Origin of the sequence: Caulobacter sp. CCG-8 (assembly GCF_037402475.1) — a bacterium.
Taxonomy (GTDB): domain Bacteria; phylum Pseudomonadota; class Alphaproteobacteria; order Caulobacterales; family Caulobacteraceae; genus Caulobacter.
The window spans coordinates 26,587-43,432 of record NZ_JBBEUD010000024.1 but is presented as its reverse complement, the minus strand read 5'-3'; the positions used below and the strand labels follow the sequence as shown (position 1 = coordinate 43,432).

Sequence of the window (16,846 nt, the reverse complement as noted above, 5' to 3'; positions counted from 1 at the left end):
CCTACAGGCCGATGCAGTCGACCAGCTGGGGCGAGCTTTCGTGCTTGGCCACGCGCCAGCTGTTGTCGGGCATCGCCCTGAGCGCGACGACCTCCTCGCGGCACTTGGCTTCCTTGGCGAACTTGGTCTGGTAGGTGACGATCGCATAGCCGCCCTTGGCCTTGCCCGGCGGGTCGATCTCGCGCTTGGCTCCGGTCTGGCGGCGATCCTCCGCCACGCCGAGCGGCGCGTGCCCGGCCTTGTACGAGGCCTCGAATGTGGCCCACGGGATGCCGATCGATTTGTCGATCTGCTCGTAGGCTTCCAGATACTTTTCGTTGTCGACCAGCTCGACGTACTTGCGGGCCACGAAGTCCGGATCCTCGGTCGGCCAGACGATCGGCTGGGAGGCCGTTGGCGGGGCCGCCTGGCCAGACGCCTGGCCAGACGCCTGGGACGGCGCCTCGGCGGCCTTCTCGGTTGCGGCCGGCTTCTCGGGCGCCGGGCTGGGCGTGGGAAAGGCCATCAGCACCAGCACGAACACGCCGATCGCGCCGCCGGCCTGGACGAAGCTCTTGTACTTGACGTCGATGAACCCGGGCAGGATCGCTGCGACGCCGCCGGCGGCGAGGGCCAGGATCACGCGATAGGTCCAGATCGCGGTCGAGCTGGGATTTTTCACGATCGTCGCGAACGCCAGGATCGTGATGATGAAGATCGCGCCGAACACGAAGGCGATCAGGGCTTTGACGTCAATTTCGCCGGTTATGAAGGAACGCTTCGGCGGATCTTCCATGAACCCCTACCCCCGCGAAATCTAGCGACTCCCTCATAACGCGACGCTGCGGGAATTGCACGTCGCGAGGCCGCGCGGACGCCCTAGTGGCGGTGGAACGGCCAGGCGGCCAACAGCACCAGCAGCGGCGCGGCGACCAGGGCCGCCTTTCCGCCGACGGCCAACAGCTGGCGATTGGCGTGCCGGATGGTCAGCCCGGCCACGCGATCCGACCCCTTTTCCGACACCCGTCGCAGCGGCGGGATGAAATAGACGATCGTGTTCACGACCACCCCCGCCAGGCAGAGGAACGGGAAGACGGCCACCAGGAGGACGATCAGCGGCAGCGCCTGGACCGGCCCGGCCATCACCTGGGCCAAACGGCCAGCATCCTCGCGATGGAACACGACGTGCAAGCCCCAGACCACGTGCCGGCAGAACCAGACGTACGAGACCAGGCACAGGCCGGGGACCAGTAGGACCTCGATGGGCTTCCACCACGACCTCTGGGCGTCCCGCCGCTCACGCCAGCCGGGACGCAGCTTGTCCATCAACGGATCGATCATCGCCGCGCCCTATTCCGCCGCCAGCTCATCGACCACGAAGGGCTGGACGACACCCATCGTCCGTTCGACCCAGGCGTCCTTCTCGCCCACCGGAGCGACATAGTGGATCGCGTCGCGAGCCGCCGCGCGGCCGGCGGCGCGCAGGATCATCCAGGCGGCCAGGTACTGCGAGGCCAGGCATCCGCCGGCGGTGGCGACATTGCCCCGGGCGAAGAACGGGGCGTCGATGACGTCGACGCCGGCCTCGACCACCCAGGGCTTGCTCGTCAGGTCGGTGCAGGCGGGGACGCCGTCGATCAGGCCCAGGCGGGCCAGCAACAGCGTGCCCGAGCACTGGGCGGCGATCAGCTGGCGCGCCGGGTCCAGGCCGATCTGGGACAGCAGCCCGGCGTCGGCGGCGACTTCACGCGTCTTCACGCCGCTGCCGATGATCACCGCGTCGGCCTCGGCGGCGAAGGCCAGCGGCTTCTGGCGACGCACGACGACGCCGTTCATCGAGGTCACCTCGTCGGTCGGCGCGGTGATGTGCGCCTTCCAGCCGTGGGGCTTCATGCGGTTGAGGATCGCGGCGGCGATGAACGAGTCCAGCTCGTTGAAACCGTCGAACGTCAGAACCGCGATCTGCACGAGCTTCCGCTCCCAAGGACTTCGAACCTGTCCCGGGTCTTAGGCCATGGCGGCGCGGAGGTCACTCCGCCGTGACGCCGGCGAAGGTGCGGGCTTCGGGCTTGATGGTGACCTGGGTGCGGATGCCGTCCTCGAACAGCGCGCTGGCGTAGTCGAGGGCGGCCTTGTAGGCGGCTTCCTGGCTGGAATGGCGCGACAGGGTCTGCCCCTTGCGTTCGACACACCAATCGAACGGTTTGGTGACCACCAGGATCAAGTCCACGATCCGCTCCCGATCAGGCGACTCGCGTCGCGCGTGATCCCCCAGTGAGCGAATGATGACCGATTCCAAGGGCCAGACTATGCAGAACGGCGCGTTTTCGCTCCGTGGACCCGTGTTTCTGCGCGAACGCGGTTAACGGCCGCAGCAGCCGCCGTGACCGCCCGTGGAGCCGCCGCCATGGCCGCCACCGCCGCCCCGCCCGCCGCGCGACACCGTCACGCTGACCGACGAACTGGCGCTGGAGCTGGCCTGGGCGCTGGACGACGCCGACGCGCCCGACCAGCCGCGGGCGTAGCCCGACCGTCCATAGGCCTGGCCGCCGATCCAGCCGCCGCCGACGCCGTAGCGGGCCGTGGACGAGCCGTAGTAGCCGCCGCCGGCCGTCCCCTCCAGCGACTGGGCGTAGCCGTCGCCGGCCATGTAGCTGCCCTGATAGCTCCAGCCTTGGCCTTCCTCGCTGTAGCGCGAGCTCTCGGACTCGTAGGTCTCCTCCGATCGCTCGACCTGATTTTCGACCCTACCCTGCTGGCGATAGCCGCGATCCTGGTAGGCGTGCTCCTGATAGCCGCGACGATCGTCGTCGCAGTCGCAGCCGCGACGTTCCTCGCGCTCGACATAGACCGGCACGCGGACGATCTTCTCGACCGGGACCTCGACCCGCTTCTCGACGATGCGGTCGACCGGCTTTTCCACGATCTTGACCACCGGCACCTCGACGCGCTTCTCCACGATCCGCTCGACGGGCACTTCCACGCGCTTCTCGACGATCCGGTCCACCGGACGATCGACATAGACCGGGCGGTCGACGGTCTTCTCGACGATCACCGGCACCTCGACCCGCTTCTCGACGACGCGGTCCACCGGGTGATCGACATAGACGAGCTGCTTGACGACCTTCTCGACATAGACCGGGCGCTCGACGACCTTGACCCGGGTCCTGACGACGGGCTTGGGGGCGGGCTTGGCCGCCGGCTTCGGCGCGGCCTGGGTGATGGGCGTGGCGCGGGACGGATAGCCGTCCGCCAGGGCGGCGGTCGCCGGTCCCAACGCGGCGAGCGTCATCGTCGCGGCTCCGATCAGGAGCGCTGCCTTCGGGTTCATCGTCAAAGCCTTTCCGACTACGCCGCCCAGCCGCCCGGCGACCGCTCCCCCGAACGGCGGTCGAAAGGCGTCCCATTCTGGGTCGCGGCGTCAGTCCGGCAGCAAGGCCCGGACCACTCTTGCTTCCGCTCATCCCGGCATTCGATGAGCGGATTATCTTGAAGGGTCAGAGCCCGAAGATCCGCCGCAGCCATTTCGGCACATGCTTCGGACGCGGCGCCTCTTCGATCTCGTCAGGCTCGACCTGGCGGTAGCGCGGTTCGGGCGGGGCGTCGCGCGCCACCAGGCCCGCCTTCAGCCCGGCGGTCATCACGTCGCGCCAGATGCGGGCCGGCAGGTCGCCGCCGACCATGCGGGTCATCGGCGAATGGTCGTCGTTGCCGACCCAGACCCCGACCACCAGGTCGCCGGTGAAGCCCACGAACACCGCGTCGCGATAGTCCTGGGTGGTGCCGGTCTTGCCGTAGGCCTTCTGGCCCAGGCGCGCCGCGCGGCCGGTGCCCTCCTCGACCACCGCCCCCAGCAGGTCCATCAGGGCGGCGCGCTGGTCGGGATCGAGGTCCTGGACCGAGGCGCCCACCGTGTCCGGACGCCCATAGGGCCGCACGGGCGTCTTGCCCGAGGCGACGGCGGCGTAGGCGCTGGTCAACTCCAGCAGGCTGGTCTCGGCCGTGCCCAGGGCCAGGGTGGCGTCGTCCTGGCGCAGGGGCGAGACGATGCCCAGGTCCCGCGCCGCCTGGACCACCGCCGGTCCGCCGGCCTGCTGGTAGACCCGCGCGGCGATGACGTTGTTGGACTGGGCGAAGGCGTCGCGGATCGTCAGGTCACGCCCGCCCCCGCCTTCGTAGTTGGCCGGGGTCCAACCGCCGATGGTGACGGGATCGCCGATCACCAGGTTGTCCGGCGTGGCCCCGTCGCGCAGGGCGGCCAGGTAGACGAACAGCTTGAAGGCGCTGCCCGGCTGGCGCTTGGCCTGGACGGCGCGGTTGAACGGGGTCTGGCGATAGTTGGTCCCGCCCAGCATGGCCACGACCCGGCCGTCCGGACGCATGGCGACCACGGCCACCTGGCCGACCTTGCGCTTGGCCGCGCCCTTCATGTCGACGGCCACGGCGCGCTCGACGATCCGCTGCAGGCGGCCGTCCAGGGTGGTGGGCACGCGCACTTCGCCGTAGCCGGGGCCGTCGAAGGCCGACTTCACCTGGGGCGAGATCCAGTCGGCGAAATAGCCGCCCACCGGCAGGTCGGCCCGGGTGGTGCGCACCGCCACGTGGCCGGCCGCGGCGGCCTGGTCCGCCGTGATCGCCTTGGTCGCGACCATGGCGTCCAGCACCAGCCGGGCCCGCGCGCCGGCCGCCTGGGGATGGTCGACCGGGTCCAGGTCGACCGGCGCCTTGACCATGCCCGCCAGCATCGCCGCCTCGCCGATCGACAGCTGCTCGGGCGGCTTGCCGAAATAGTGCCGCGCCGCCGCGCCCAGGCCATAGACCCCGTCGCCGAAATAGATGCTGGAGAGATAGCGCGACAGGATCTCGTCCTTGGACAGCCGCAGCTCCAGCCACACGGCGATCAGCGCCTCCTGGCCCTTGCGGCGCAGGCTGCGTTCGGGCTTGAGGAACGCGTTCTTGGCCAGCTGCTGGGTGATGGTGCTGCCGCCCTGCACGGTGCGGCCGGCCTTGGCGTTGACCACCAGGGCCCGCGCCATGCCCCCGAGATCGACGCCCAGGTGGTGGTAGAACCGCCGGTCCTCGATGGCGATGAAAGCGGCCGGGACGTGCTTGGGCAGCGCCTTGATGACCACCGGCGCCTCCTTGTAGGCCCCGCGGCGGGCGAAGGGCCGGCCCTGGTCGTCCAGCAGGATCAGCGCCCGGTTGGGCAAGGGCTCCAGGGCGCGCGAGATCGGCAGGCTGGCGCCCAGCCAGACCAGCAGGACCGCCAGCGGCAGCAGCGCCCCGATCCCCGCCCCGAACCACAGCCGATGGCGGACGACGAAGGCGCGCGAGACCGTCCAGGCGGACGCCAGCCTTGCCTTCATGCTCCCAGGGATCATCAGCGACGCGCCTCCGCGACCTCAACGCCGCTCAAGCTTGCACAACGGCCCAGGAGGATCGGGGTTCACCGTGTCAGGACATTGGCGGCGCTCGCCTGCACGCGGCCTCAGCCGTCTTCAGGCCAGCGGCATGAAGGCGTCGACCTTGTCCAGGGCGGCCAGCGGCGCGTGGATGCGGCAGCGCAGCCCCTCGGGACGGTAGTCGATGTCGACCTCGCCGCCCAGTTCATTGGGCAGGGCCAGCTCGACGATGCGCGAGCCGAACCCGCGCCGCTCGGGCGGGCGCACCGTGGGGCCGCCCTGCTCGGTCCAGGTGATGTCCAGCCGGTCGCCGCCCGCCACCGACCAGCCGATGTCGACATGGCCGCCGGCCGACGACAGGGCGCCGTACTTCAGGGCGTTGATCGCCAGCTCGTGGAAGGCCAGGGCCAGCACCACGGCGGGCTTGGGCGAGACCATCAGGTCCTGGCCGCTGATCGTCAGCTGTCCCGGATTGGCGCGATAGGGCGTGACCGAGCCGTCGATGATCTGGCGCAGGCTGGCGGCCGACCAGTTCTCGTCGGTCAGCACGTTGTGGGTGGCGGCGATGGCCATCAGCCGTCCCTCGAACGCCCCGCGCACGGCCAGGTCGACGCCGGCGTTGCGCAGCGACTGGCTGGCGATCGACTGGATGGTGGCCAGGGTGTTCTTCACCCGGTGGTTCAGCTCGTTGACCAGCAGCTGGCGGTGGGCCTCGGCGCGCACCTCGCCGGTCACGTCGCGCGAGGTGGCCAGGACCCGGATCACCCGGCCCTCGTCCCCCCGCTCTTCCGACAGGATGGGCGACACCGTGGTGTCCCACCAGCGCGGCTCGCCCCTGGCCGTCGGGCACTGGGCGCGGAAGGCCGAGGCCTCGCCGGCCAGGGCGGTCCGCAGGGCCTGCTCGACGGCCGTGCGGCTCTCGGCGGGCCACATCTCGGGCCAGTAGCGGTTGCGGTTGCGGCCCGCGAAGTCCTCGATCTCGAACAGCGCCTGGCCGCGGGCGTTCATGTATTCGACGAAGCCTTCGGGGCTGATCACCCGGATGCAGTCGCGGCTGGCTTCCACGATGCTGAGGAAGTACGCCCCCGCGCCTTCCAGAACGGTCTTGTCCGATCCCTCGCCCGACACCAGGGTCTCCTTGCTGGAACCCATGTTCACCGAGCCGCGCAGCAATTCAAGCGATGCGTGTATTTTAGGGACGGACTTCTTGGGAAACGACCGATCCAACCTCAGCCCGGCAGTTCTTCGCGGCTGGCTTCCAGCATGCCGACCAGGGCCGCCGACAGACGCGACGTCTGGGCCATGCGGCGCAGCGCCTCGCGGGCGTGATCGCTGTCGGCGAGCTCGGCTTGCCGCTCGAGACGCTCGGCTTCGTTCAAATGGTCGAGTTGGCTGGGCATGCTGAACATTTACGGGAGATGAACGACGCCATCCATGTGACCGCTGGTCGCAGAACGGTGTAACATCACGTAAAATCAAGCGCTTAGGCCGGACACCGGTGTCAGAACTGAAAACGGCCCCGAGTCATTCCTGACCCGGGGCCGTCGTCCTGTTCCCCAACAGGACGGCGTCGCGCGCTACCAGAACCGGCGCGGCGGCGTCGCCTCAAAAACCGATGCCCCGTTCTCGCTCGACGGCCGTCCCGGTACAACGTGACGGCCTGTCGCAGGAGAATGACGCCGGCGTCACATAACAAAGCTTTACCAAAAGGCGCTGGTCAAGTCATGACACCGGTATCATACCTATGCCCAACACACGCCGCCCCAAGGGCGACAAGGGTTTCGGCAAGGACCGACCGGGAGGACGACCAGGAACGCGAGGGTTTGGTAAGGCCCTCCCGCTTCCTCTCCCGGCCGCCACGCCGCGTCCTTGCGTCGCGGGGTTCGGACGTGAAGTCCCAGGGAGAGTCTCGTCGTCATGCCGCTTAGCCCCCTCACCCGCCGCCGCCTGCTGGCGACGACCACCGCCACCTTCGCCGCCGCCGCGGCCATGGCCCCGCTGAAGGCCCTGGCCCAGGGCGCCGCGCCGTCCAAGGACCAGGTCCTGACGACGATGAAGAAGGCCACGACCTTCATGGCCGAGAAGGCCGCCTACGAGGGCGGCTATGTCTGGAGCTACCTGCCCGACTTCTCGCGCCGGTTCGGCGAGATGGAAGCCTTCCCGACCATGATCTGGGTCCAGCCGCCCGGCACGGCGACCATGGGCCACCTGTTCCTCGACGCCTATCACGCCACGGGCGACGAATATTACTACGAGGCGGCCAAGAAAGCGGCCCTGGCCCTGATCAAGATCCAGCACCCGGCGGGCGGCTGGAACTACATGGGCGACCTGGCCGGGCCGGAGTCGCTGAAGAAGTGGTACGACACCATCGGCAAGAACGGCTGGCGGCTCGAGGAATTCCAGCACTACTATGGCAACGCCACGTTCGACGACGAAGGTACCGCCGAGAGCTGCCAGCTGATGCTGCGCATCTATTTGGAAAAGAAGGACAAGGCCTTCAAGCCGGCGCTGGACAAGGCCATCCAGTTCGTCCTCGACAGCCAGTATCCGGTCGGCGGCTGGCCCCAGCGCTTCCCGCTGATGAGCGGCTTCGAGAACAAGGGCCACCCCGACTACACCGGCTACATCACCTTCAACGACGGCGTGGTCGACGAGAACGTCAAGTTCCTGATCATGGTCTGGCAGACCCTGGGCGACAAACGCGTGCTGGACCCGATCAAGCGGGCCATGGACGTCTACATCGCCGCCCACCAGCCGATGCCGCAGCCCGGCTGGGGCCTGCAGCACACCGTCGCCGACCTCAAGCCGGCCGGCGCGCGCACCTACGAGCCCAAGGCCTTCGCCAGCCACACCACGGCCGGCAACCTCGAAAACCTGATGGACTACTACGAGCTGACGGGCGACCCGAAGTATCTGGACCGCATCCCCGAGACCATCGACTGGCTGGCCTCGCTGAAGCTGCCCGACAACGTCGCGCCCGGCCGCCCGCGTTATCCCACCTTCATCGAGATCGGCACGAACGAGCCGCTCTACGTGCACCGTCGCGGCTCGAACGTCTTCAACGGCGAGTACTTCATCGACAAGCACTGGGAGAACACCATCGTCCACTACTCGTCGTTCCGGGCAGTCAACATCGACAAGCTGCGCAAGCGCTACGCCGCCCTGAAGGCGACCCCGGCCGAAGTGGTCAGCAAGGACTCGCCGCTGAAGGTGAAGGGCGGCAGCCGCCCCCTGCCCCGCTACTTCACCACCAAGACCATCTCGGTCTCCGACCTCAATGTCGGCGCCCTGAAGACCAGCGAGAAGACCACCGACGCCGAGGTCGCGGGCCTGATGGCGGGCTTGAACGCCGAGGGCTGGTGGCCCACCCCGATGAAGGCGGTCAGCAACCCCTATATCGGCGACGGCTCCACCACCGTGACCCCGGGCGAGTTCTCGATGACCCGCGTGGGCGACCCGACCGACACCTCGCCCTACATCGCCGACGTGCCCAAGCCGGGCATCTCGACCGGCGCCTACATCGAGAACATGGCGGCCCTGATCCGCTACATCACGGCCTAGGCCGGCCCAAGGCCAAATGTCGCACCCCGCGAAACGGGGCCTTGGGGAGCATATTCCTAACGGTTTTCCGCTAGACCGGCGGTATGACGGGGCAGACGCCTTCGCCCGGGCCGGCCAGGCTCGGCATTCTGGACGAGCGGGTCGACGAGGTCGCCGCGGCCAGCCGGCGCGCGCGTCCTCAACGGCTGATCATGGCGGTGTTCATCACCGGCTTCCTGCTGTTCAACCTGGGTTTCCGCACCGCCTTCGTCTGGCTGGCCGCGGTGCTGTTCGCCGACCTGTACGGACTGGCCGTCACCCGCCTGGCCGCCAAACGGGGCGCCGGGCCCAAGGTCCGCCGCGCCGGCTATGTATCGGCCGTGGTGGTGATGGTCAGCGTCTGGACCTCCCTGGCCGTGGTGCTGTGGCTGTCCGAACACCCGGCCCTGCGCTTCGCCGCCGTCTGCCTGACCGCCGGACAGCTGATCCACGCGCAGGCGGTCACCTTCCGCTCGCCGACGGTGTTCGCCTTCGACGCCGGGCTTCCGGCCCTGGCCCTGGCCGGCATGCCGCTGCTGCTGGGCGGCTACGGCGGCTGGTCCAGCCTGACGGTGCTGATCGCCGTCGCCCTGGTCCTGCTCTACACGGTCTCCAGCGCCACCCTGAACGCCCGCCGCGTCTCCGCCCTGGAGGCCGCCGAGCGCGCGGCCATGTCGGCCAGCGCGGCCAAGTCGGTGTTCCTGGCCACCATGAGCCACGAGCTGCGCACGCCGATGAACGGCGTCCTGGGCATGGCGCGCGCCCTGACCGCCGGCCCGCTGGACCGCCAGCAGGCCCGCCAGGTCGACATGCTGATCCGCTCGGGCGAAGGCCTGATGACCATCCTCAACGACGTGCTGGACGTCTCCAAGATCGAGGCGGGCAAGCTGGAGCTCGAGGTCCTGGCCTTCGACCTGCGCGACCTGGTCGACGAGGTCGCGGGCCTGTGGGCCGAGGCGGCGACCGCCAAGGACGTGCGCCTGACCAGCGTGGTGGATCCCCTGGCCCCGACCTGGGTCAGCGGCGATCCGACCCGGCTTCGCCAGGTCCTGACCAACCTGATCTCCAACGCCCTGAAGTTCACGGCCAGCGGCGCGGTGACCCTGCGCGTCGGCCCGGCCGGCGCGGCGTTCCAGGAGATCCAGGTCGTCGACACCGGCATCGGCATGTCGGCCGAGCAGCAGGCGCGGCTGTTCCAGGCCTTCTCCCAGGCCGACGCCTCGATCACCCGCCGGTTCGGCGGCACGGGCCTGGGTCTGGCCATCTGCAAGCAGCTGACCGAGCTGATGGGCGGGGCCATCACGGTGCGCAGCGCGCCGGGCCAGGGCTCGGCCTTCACCCTGGCCCTCCCCCTGCCGGCCGTCGCCGCGCCCGAGGTCGCGCCCAGCGCGCCGTGCGAGGGCATCGCCGGGCTGCGGCTGCTGGTCGCCGACGACAACCACATCAACCAGCTGGTGGCGCGCACCATCCTGGAAGCCGCCGGCGCCCGGGTCGAAGTCGCCGACAACGGCCGCCAGGCCCTGCAGCGCCTGGGCGAGCACGCCTATGACGCGGTGCTGATGGACGTGCACATGCCCGACATGGACGGGCTGGAGGCGCTGCGGCGGGTCCGCGCCGGGGCGGCCGGGGCCGGCGACATCCCCGTCATCGCCCTGACCGCCGACGTCATGCACGGCGACGAGGGCGACCTGCTGGCCTGCGGCTTCGACGCGGTGCAGGCCAAGCCGATCCAGCCGGCCGCGCTGATCTCGGCGATCGCCCGGGCCTGCCCCGGCGCCCGGCCGACGACCCTGGCCGCGTCCTAGGCCAGCAGCTTGCGCATGAACCAGCGCGGATAGAACGGCTCCGGGCCGTCCATCCGCGCGAAGACCTCGAAGCCCAGCCGCTCGTAGAACGGCCGGGCCTGGAAGGCGTAGGTGTCCAGCCACATCAGGTGGCAGCCGCGCGCCCGCGCCTCGGCCTCGGCCCGGGTCATCAGGTCAGTCCCCACGCCCGTCCCGCGCAGCGCCTCGGGCACCACGACCATGTCGACATAGAAGGCGCCCCAGCGCGACTGCGCCCACAGGCCGCCCCGCACGGCCGGCTCGCCCGGCGTCCGGATCAGCAGGGCGAAGTCGCGGTTGTCGGGCGGGCCGACCGCCTCGCCAGTGAAGGCGCGCAGCACCGCCAGGCCCTGCTGGTAGGACTCCAGCGACGGCGTCTCGGTCTGGTGGATTTCGAAACTCATCCGACCAGCCTAACGCCCTTTCTCCTCCCTCGCGAAGCGGGGAGGTGGCGCGATGCGGATACGCATCGTGACGGAGCGGGCGTCCGCCGCACGACCCCCTCCGTCTCGTCGCTGCGCGCCGATCCACCTCCCCCGTTTCACGGGTGAGGACGTCGAGGTTCCGACTCTGGAACCCGTCCCCCGCCCAGGACGCTGTTCCTGTGTCGGATCAACAGCAAGTTCGTGTGCGTCATGGCCCTCAAGGCCTTCATTTCCCTCGCCGTCCTGGCCGCCGTCCTGGTCGGCCTGCTGATGCCCGTGCCCGGCCACCGCAAGGCCGAGGCCACCCAGTCGCGGATCGAGACGATCGACATCAAGAACTAGCGGCCCTTGATCGCAGGGCCGGGCCCGCTAGTTTGCGCTCAAACAAACGTTTGGGAGCACCCGCGCCATGACCTCCTCTGTTTTCGGCGCCTTCATCTGCGACGCGATCCGCACGCCGATCGGCCGCTATGGCGGGGCGCTGTCGGGCGTGCGGGCCGACGACCTGGCGGCGATCCCGATCAAGGCCCTGGCCGAGCGCAACCCGGGCATCGACTGGGGCGCGCTGGACGACGTGGTGCTGGGCTGCGCCAACCAGGCCGGCGAGGACAACCGCAACGTCGCGCGCATGGCCGCCCTGCTGGCGGGCCTGCCGACCACCGCCTCGGGCTCGACCGTCAACCGGCTGTGCGGCTCTGGCCTGGACGCCCTGGGCGTGGCCGCCCGCGCCATCAAGGCCGGCGAGGCCGGGCTGATGATCGCCGGCGGCGTCGAGAGCATGAGCCGCGCGCCCTTCGTGATGGGCAAGGCCGACAGCGCCTTCTCGCGCAACGCCGAGATCTTCGACACCACCATCGGCTGGCGCTTCGTCAATCCGGCCATGCGCAAGGCCTACGGCGTCAATTCCATGCCCGAGACCGCCGAGAACGTCGCCGACGACTGGAAGGTCAGCCGCGCCGACCAGGACGCCTTCGCCCTGCGCAGCCAGGCCCGCGCGGCGGCCGCCCAAGCCTCGGGCCGGTTCGACGCCGAGATCGTCCCGGTCGTCCTGCCCCAGCGCAAGGGCGATCCCGTGGTGGTCTCCAAGGACGAGCACCCGCGCGCCACCACGATCGAGGCCCTGTCGGCCCTGAAGCCGATCGTCCGCCCGGACGGCACGATTACCGCCGGCAACGCCTCGGGCGTCAACGACGGGGCCGCCGCCCTGATCGTCGCCTCCGAGGCGGCGACCAAGGCCCACGGCCTTACGCCCCGCGCCCGCATCCTGGGCGTAGCCGCCGCCGGGGTCGAACCGCGCGTGATGGGCATCGGCCCGGTCCCCGCCACGAAGAAGCTGCTGGCGCGCCTGGGCCTGTCGATCGGCGACATCGACGTGGTCGAGCTGAACGAGGCCTTCGCCGCCCAGGGCCTGGCGGTGCTGCGCGACCTCGGCCTGCCCGACGACGGCGACCACGTGAACCCCAACGGCGGGGCCATCGCCCTGGGCCACCCCCTGGGCATGAGCGGCGCCCGGCTGGGCCTGACCCTGGTCGAGGAGCTGCACCGGCGCGGCGCCCGCTACGGCCTGGCCACCATGTGCATCGGCGTGGGTCAGGGCATCGCCATGGTGGTGGAGCGGGTCTAGGGCCGCCCCTACCGCGCCGCAGCGTGACCTCTACGCTGAATCATCCATGATCGGCCCCGCATCGTCGGAGCCCGCCCATGACCCTTCGCGCCCTCGCCCTGTCGCTCGTCGCGGCGGCCCTGCTGGCCACGCCCGCCGCCGCCCAGACGCTGAGGATCACCGGCGGCGAGATCGCCGCCGCCCCGGCCGCGGCCGACGGCGTGCGGGTCTACAAGGGCCTGCCCTACGCCGCCCCGCCCGTGGGCGAGCGCCGCTGGAAGCCGCCCGAGCCCGTCCAGCCCTGGACCGGCGTGCGCCCGGTCGACGCCTACGCGCCCAACTGCCTGCAGCCCAAGCGCTACGACGACATCGACCCGTTCACCCCGTCCATGAGCGAGGACTGCCTCTATCTGAACATCACCACGGCCGCGAAGCCGACCGAGAAGCTGCCGGTGTTCTTCTGGATCCACGGCGGCGGCTACGGGGCGGGTTCGGGATCGGAGCCGCGCCATGACGGCCAGGCCCTGGCCCGCAAGGGCATGGTCGTGGTGACGATCAACTACCGCCTCGGCGTCTTCGGTTTCCTGGCCCATCCGGAGCTGACCGCCGAGAGCCCCCGCCACGCCAGCGGCGACCAGGCCCTGGCCGACATGGTCGCCGCCCTGCGCTGGGTGAAGGCCAATGTCGCGGCGTTCGGCGGCGACCCGGACAACGTCACCATCGCCGGCGAGTCGGCCGGTTCGGACGCCGTCAGCCGGATGATGATCTCGCCGGAAGCCAAGGGCCTGTTCCACCGCGCCATCGGCGAAAGCGGCTCGGCCTTCTCGATGATGGGCGACGACCAGACCCTGGCCCAGGCCGAGGCCGTCGGCCAGGCCTTCGCCCGGTCGCTGGGCGGCGACGACCTCAAGCGCCTGCGTGAACGCTCCTCGGCCGAGATCCTGGCGGCGAGCATGGCCCCGAACGCCGCCTTCGCCTTCCGGCCGAACCTGGACGGCTGGATCCTGCCCGCCACCGCCGCCCAGACCTTCGCCGCCCGCCAGCAGTCGGACGTGCCGCTGCTGGTCGGCTGGAACCGCGACGAGGGCAGCCTGTTCCAGGGCGCGATCTTCGGCGAACGCGCGCTGCAGCCGGTGCTGGCCGAGCGCTTCGGCCCCCGGGTCGGCGACGCCCTGGCCCTCTATCCCGCCGATCCGCCCGCCGTGGCCCGCGCCTCGCAGCAGACCTATGCCGGCGACCTGTGGATGGGCCTGCCGACCTGGCGCTGGGCCGTGGCCCAGACCCAAACCGGCAAGTCGCCCGTCTATGTCTACCGCTTCGACCACGCGCCCAGGATTCCCGACGGCTGGTTCGGCGCCGCCAACCGCGGCAAGGACTTCGGGGCGTTCCACTCGGCCGACATCGTCTACGTGTTCGACCATCCGGAGATCCTGAAGGCCTGGACCACCGACGCGGTCGACCGCCGGGTGGCCGACCAGACGTCGTCCTACTGGGTCAATTTCGCGCGCGCCGGCGATCCGAACGGCCCCGGCCTGCCGGCCTGGACGCCCTACGACCCCGCCACGCCGAAGAAGATGCTGATCGGGCCCGAGACCCGGCTGGTCGACGATCCGGACATCGCGCGGCTGCGGTTCCAGGAGAGCGCGGGGAAGTAGCGGCTATTTCCGCGCCGCCTTGATCGCCGTCTCCAGGTCCGCCCGCCGCGCCTGGAGGTCCTCCGTCGCCGCCGCCTCCTCGGCGTCCAGCGCCGCGCGGCGTTCGGCGAAGGCCAGTTCCGAGGCTTCGGCCTCGTCCTCGAGGGCGTCCAGCCGCGCCTTCAGGGCGGCCAGCTTCTCGGCTCGCGCCGTCTCGGCCTTGGACGGTTTGCGCCGCGCCTTGGCGGGCAGTCCCTTCAACGCCGCGCCCAGGCCGCCGGCCGGGGTGGTGACCACGGTTTCCGGCCCCTTCAGGGCGGCGTCGTGGGCCGGCCCCTCGGCGATCTCCCGGGCCGTGCCGTCCTTGAACAGGTCGCGGCCGACGTCCCACGCCTCCAGGGCCTTGGCGCGCGAGGTCGCGGCCACGGTGTAGTCGTGGAGGCCGTCCGACCAGGAGAACACCTTGAGCTTGCGCGCCATGCCTCACGAACGGCCGGATTGTTCAGCTTGTTCCGAAGGTTGGCCTTAGGAACCTCACCCTGCGGCGAAGGATTTTCCCTCCACGAGAGATGGAGGACGACGATGCCCCAGGGCGACAAGTCGAAATACACCGACAAGCAGGAACGCAAGGCCGACCACATCGCCGAAGGCTACGAGGCGCGCGGCGTCTCCGAGAAGGAGGCCGAGCGGCGCGCCTGGGCGACGGTCAACAAGGACGACGGCGGCGGCAAGAAGCCCGGCGGCTCCGGCCGCGGCAAGTCCACCGGCCATCCGGCGGCCCACAAGGGCGGCGAAAAGGGCGGCAAGGCGGCGGCTTCGCGCACCGCGGCGGAACGCTCGGCCTCGGCCAAGAAGGCGGCCGCGACCCGCAAGCGCAACGCCGAACACCACGCTCATCATTAGGAACGTCCATGACCGACAAGATCAACAGCCCCGGCCGCGAGGCCAACGAGGCCCTGCCCGCCGGCGAACATCCGGGACTGGTTTCGGACGCCGACACCAGGAAGACCGGCCAGAAGGAACGCCGCACGGCTGGACCCGACGGCGGCGACTCCCGCGAGATCGGCGACACCTTCAAGAACAGCCCCGGCGGGCGGGCCTAGGCCTCGGCTGAAGCCGGGGACAGGCGCATGCGCCTGTCCCCGACGGCAAGCCTCAGGACTTGCTCAGATCCATCCCCAGGGTCGGCCCGATCCCCTCGGGGTGCTCGCCGAACGGGTTGGACGACCGCCGCTTGGCCGCCGCTTCCAGCTTGCGGCGCAGGTCGTCGTCCAGGGCCAGTTCCGCCTTGGGTACGGGGTCGTCCTCATCCACCGCATCGTCGACCAGCGAGGCCGACAGCACCTGGCGCAGGCGGGCGCCGAAACGGGCGTCTTCGGGGGTGCCCGGCGCGGGCGGCGCGGCCAGGAATTCCAGGACCTCCTCAAGCGCGGTGTCGTTGTCGACGTGATCGGTCATGGGAGGTCTCCAAGGCGGTTCGCACTGCCGATCCAACGGCTTGGCCGCCACGACGGTTGCCGAGCGCCCCCCGGTGGTCCTAGACAGGCCCCTCACCTCTTCGGACCCGATCCCATGGCCTGGACCCGCCTCTACGACGAAGCCGAGCCGCAGCGCGTCAACCGCTGGCTGGCCCAGAACGGCGTCTGCTCGCGCCGCGAGGCCGAGGCCCTGATCAGCCAGGGCCTGATGTCGATCGACGGCCAGCGGGTGGACGACGTCGGCCGCAAGATCGAGCCCGGCCAGACCCTGGTGCTGTCCGACCGCGCCCAGGCCAAGCTGGAAGGCGCCCTGACGGTGATGATCCACAAACCCGTCGGGATCGTCTCGTCGCAGCCCGATCCGGGCCAGGTCCCGGCCGTGCGCCTGCTGACCCGCGAGGCCCTAGTCGGCCAGAGCCCGGTCATCCCCGGCTTCGACAACAAGCTGGCCCCGGTCGGACGCCTCGACATGGATTCGCGCGGCCTGCTCATCCTGTCGGAGGACGGGGTGGTGGCTAAGGCGGTGATCGGCCCGGCCTCGGAGCTGGAGAAGGAATACCTCGTCTGGGTCGACGGCTGGATCACCGACGAGAAGCTGGCCCTGCTGCGCCACGGCCTGGAGCTGGACGAGCGCCAGCTGCGCCCCGCCGAGGTCGAGGTCGTGGGCCGCCAGCAGCTGCGCTTCGTGCTCAAGGAAGGCCGCAACCGCCAGATCCGCCGGATGTGCGAGCTGGTCGAGCTGACGGTCACCGACCTTCTGCGCATCCGCATCGGCGACCTGGTGCTGGGCGACCTGCCCGAGGGACGCTGGCGGCCCCTGACCCCCGCCGAACGGGCTGGCCTGATCCATCCCGCCGCCGGATAAACCCGACGTTGACCGCCACCCCGGGCGGGGGCAGGTTCGCAATACCGCTTGGGGGATC

19 protein-coding genes are annotated in these 16,846 nt (G+C 70.2%); 8 read left to right on the top strand and 11 right to left on the bottom strand.

Annotation, left to right across the window (positions count from 1 at the left end):
* Position 1 precedes the first annotated feature (1 nt).
* The 8 genes from WAE60_RS20340 to WAE60_RS20305 form a co-directional block, all read right to left on the bottom strand.
* On the bottom strand, positions 2-775 hold the full coding sequence (locus WAE60_RS20340) for a DUF4019 domain-containing protein (RefSeq protein ID WP_029916698.1): 774 nt from the start codon (positions 773-775) through the stop codon (positions 2-4).
* 83 nt (positions 776-858) lie between these two features.
* Positions 859-1,320, bottom strand: coding sequence for a hypothetical protein (locus tag WAE60_RS20335; protein WP_337688287.1), 462 nt, complete (start codon positions 1,318-1,320; stop codon positions 859-861).
* A gap of 9 nt (positions 1,321-1,329) precedes the next feature.
* Entirely contained in the window at positions 1,330-1,947 is a 618-nt protein-coding gene (locus tag WAE60_RS20330; protein ID WP_029916702.1) for a DJ-1/PfpI family protein, read from the bottom strand.
* A 61-nt stretch (positions 1,948-2,008) separates the two neighbouring features.
* On the bottom strand, positions 2,009-2,209 hold the full coding sequence (locus WAE60_RS20325; RefSeq protein WP_337688284.1) for a hypothetical protein: 201 nt from the start codon (positions 2,207-2,209) through the stop codon (positions 2,009-2,011).
* Positions 2,210-2,341: 132 nt separating this feature from the next.
* Entirely contained in the window at positions 2,342-3,271 is a 930-nt protein-coding gene (locus tag WAE60_RS20320; RefSeq protein WP_337688281.1) for an IMCp domain-containing protein, read from the bottom strand.
* Between the two features lie 205 nt (positions 3,272-3,476).
* A complete protein-coding gene (locus WAE60_RS20315) occupies positions 3,477-5,360 on the bottom strand; it encodes a transglycosylase domain-containing protein (protein ID WP_337688279.1) in 1,884 nt (627 codons plus the stop codon).
* Between the two features lie 117 nt (positions 5,361-5,477).
* Complete coding sequence (locus tag WAE60_RS20310) at positions 5,478-6,509, bottom strand: HWE histidine kinase domain-containing protein (protein ID WP_029916709.1); 1,032 nt, start codon at positions 6,507-6,509, stop codon at positions 5,478-5,480.
* 101 nt (positions 6,510-6,610) lie between these two features.
* Positions 6,611-6,781: a hypothetical protein gene (locus WAE60_RS20305; RefSeq protein ID WP_197026752.1), complete on the bottom strand. Its 171-nt coding sequence runs from the start codon at positions 6,779-6,781 to the stop codon at positions 6,611-6,613.
* 517 nt (positions 6,782-7,298) lie between these two features.
* On the opposite strand from WAE60_RS20305, the gene WAE60_RS20300 reads away from it, so the two are divergent.
* Both WAE60_RS20300 and WAE60_RS20295 read left to right on the top strand, forming a co-directional pair.
* A complete protein-coding gene (locus WAE60_RS20300) occupies positions 7,299-8,942 on the top strand; it encodes a pectate lyase (protein ID WP_337688276.1) in 1,644 nt (547 codons plus the stop codon).
* 83 nt (positions 8,943-9,025) lie between these two features.
* Positions 9,026-10,765 carry an ATP-binding protein gene (locus tag WAE60_RS20295; protein ID WP_337688274.1) on the top strand — a complete coding sequence of 580 codons (1,740 nt, stop codon included), beginning with the start codon at positions 9,026-9,028 and terminating at the stop codon, positions 10,763-10,765.
* Here the strand turns inward: WAE60_RS20295 and WAE60_RS20290 are convergent.
* Positions 10,762-11,187 (bottom strand): GNAT family N-acetyltransferase, encoded by a 426-nt coding sequence (locus WAE60_RS20290; RefSeq protein ID WP_029916715.1) that lies wholly within the window; start codon positions 11,185-11,187, stop codon positions 10,762-10,764. The genes WAE60_RS20295 and WAE60_RS20290 overlap by 4 nt on opposite strands.
* Before the next feature lie 231 nt (positions 11,188-11,418).
* Here WAE60_RS20290 and WAE60_RS20285 point away from each other — a divergent pair, with 231 nt between their 5' ends.
* The 3 genes from WAE60_RS20285 (at position 11,419) to WAE60_RS20275 (ending at position 14,466) form a co-directional block, all read left to right on the top strand.
* Positions 11,419-11,550: a hypothetical protein gene (locus WAE60_RS20285; protein ID WP_255347308.1), complete on the top strand. Its 132-nt coding sequence runs from the start codon at positions 11,419-11,421 to the stop codon at positions 11,548-11,550.
* A gap of 67 nt (positions 11,551-11,617) precedes the next feature.
* Complete coding sequence (gene pcaF / locus WAE60_RS20280; RefSeq protein ID WP_337688272.1) at positions 11,618-12,832, top strand: 3-oxoadipyl-CoA thiolase; 1,215 nt, start codon at positions 11,618-11,620, stop codon at positions 12,830-12,832.
* Between the two features lie 77 nt (positions 12,833-12,909).
* On the top strand, positions 12,910-14,466 hold the full coding sequence (locus WAE60_RS20275) for a carboxylesterase family protein (protein ID WP_035018962.1): 1,557 nt from the start codon (positions 12,910-12,912) through the stop codon (positions 14,464-14,466).
* 3 nt (positions 14,467-14,469) lie between these two features.
* Here WAE60_RS20275 and WAE60_RS20270 read toward each other — a convergent pair whose 3' ends face one another.
* On the bottom strand, positions 14,470-14,925 hold the full coding sequence (locus tag WAE60_RS20270) for a hypothetical protein (protein WP_337688271.1): 456 nt from the start codon (positions 14,923-14,925) through the stop codon (positions 14,470-14,472).
* A 102-nt stretch (positions 14,926-15,027) separates the two neighbouring features.
* Between WAE60_RS20270 and WAE60_RS20265 the strand changes: the two genes are divergently transcribed.
* Entirely contained in the window at positions 15,028-15,348 is a 321-nt protein-coding gene (locus WAE60_RS20265) for a hypothetical protein (protein WP_029916724.1), read from the top strand.
* A gap of 8 nt (positions 15,349-15,356) precedes the next feature.
* Complete coding sequence (locus WAE60_RS20260; protein ID WP_337688270.1) at positions 15,357-15,548, top strand: hypothetical protein; 192 nt, start codon at positions 15,357-15,359, stop codon at positions 15,546-15,548.
* Positions 15,549-15,600: 52 nt separating this feature from the next.
* Here WAE60_RS20260 and WAE60_RS20255 read toward each other — a convergent pair whose 3' ends face one another.
* Positions 15,601-15,903 carry a hypothetical protein gene (locus WAE60_RS20255; RefSeq protein ID WP_029916728.1) on the bottom strand — a complete coding sequence of 101 codons (303 nt, stop codon included), beginning with the start codon at positions 15,901-15,903 and terminating at the stop codon, positions 15,601-15,603.
* A gap of 114 nt (positions 15,904-16,017) precedes the next feature.
* Between WAE60_RS20255 and WAE60_RS20250 the strand changes: the two genes are divergently transcribed.
* The gene (locus WAE60_RS20250; RefSeq protein ID WP_337688269.1) at positions 16,018-16,788 is read left to right on the top strand and encodes a pseudouridine synthase; all 771 of its coding nucleotides are present in this window, start codon (positions 16,018-16,020) and stop codon (positions 16,786-16,788) included.
* The last annotated feature ends 58 nt before the right edge of the window (positions 16,789-16,846 follow it).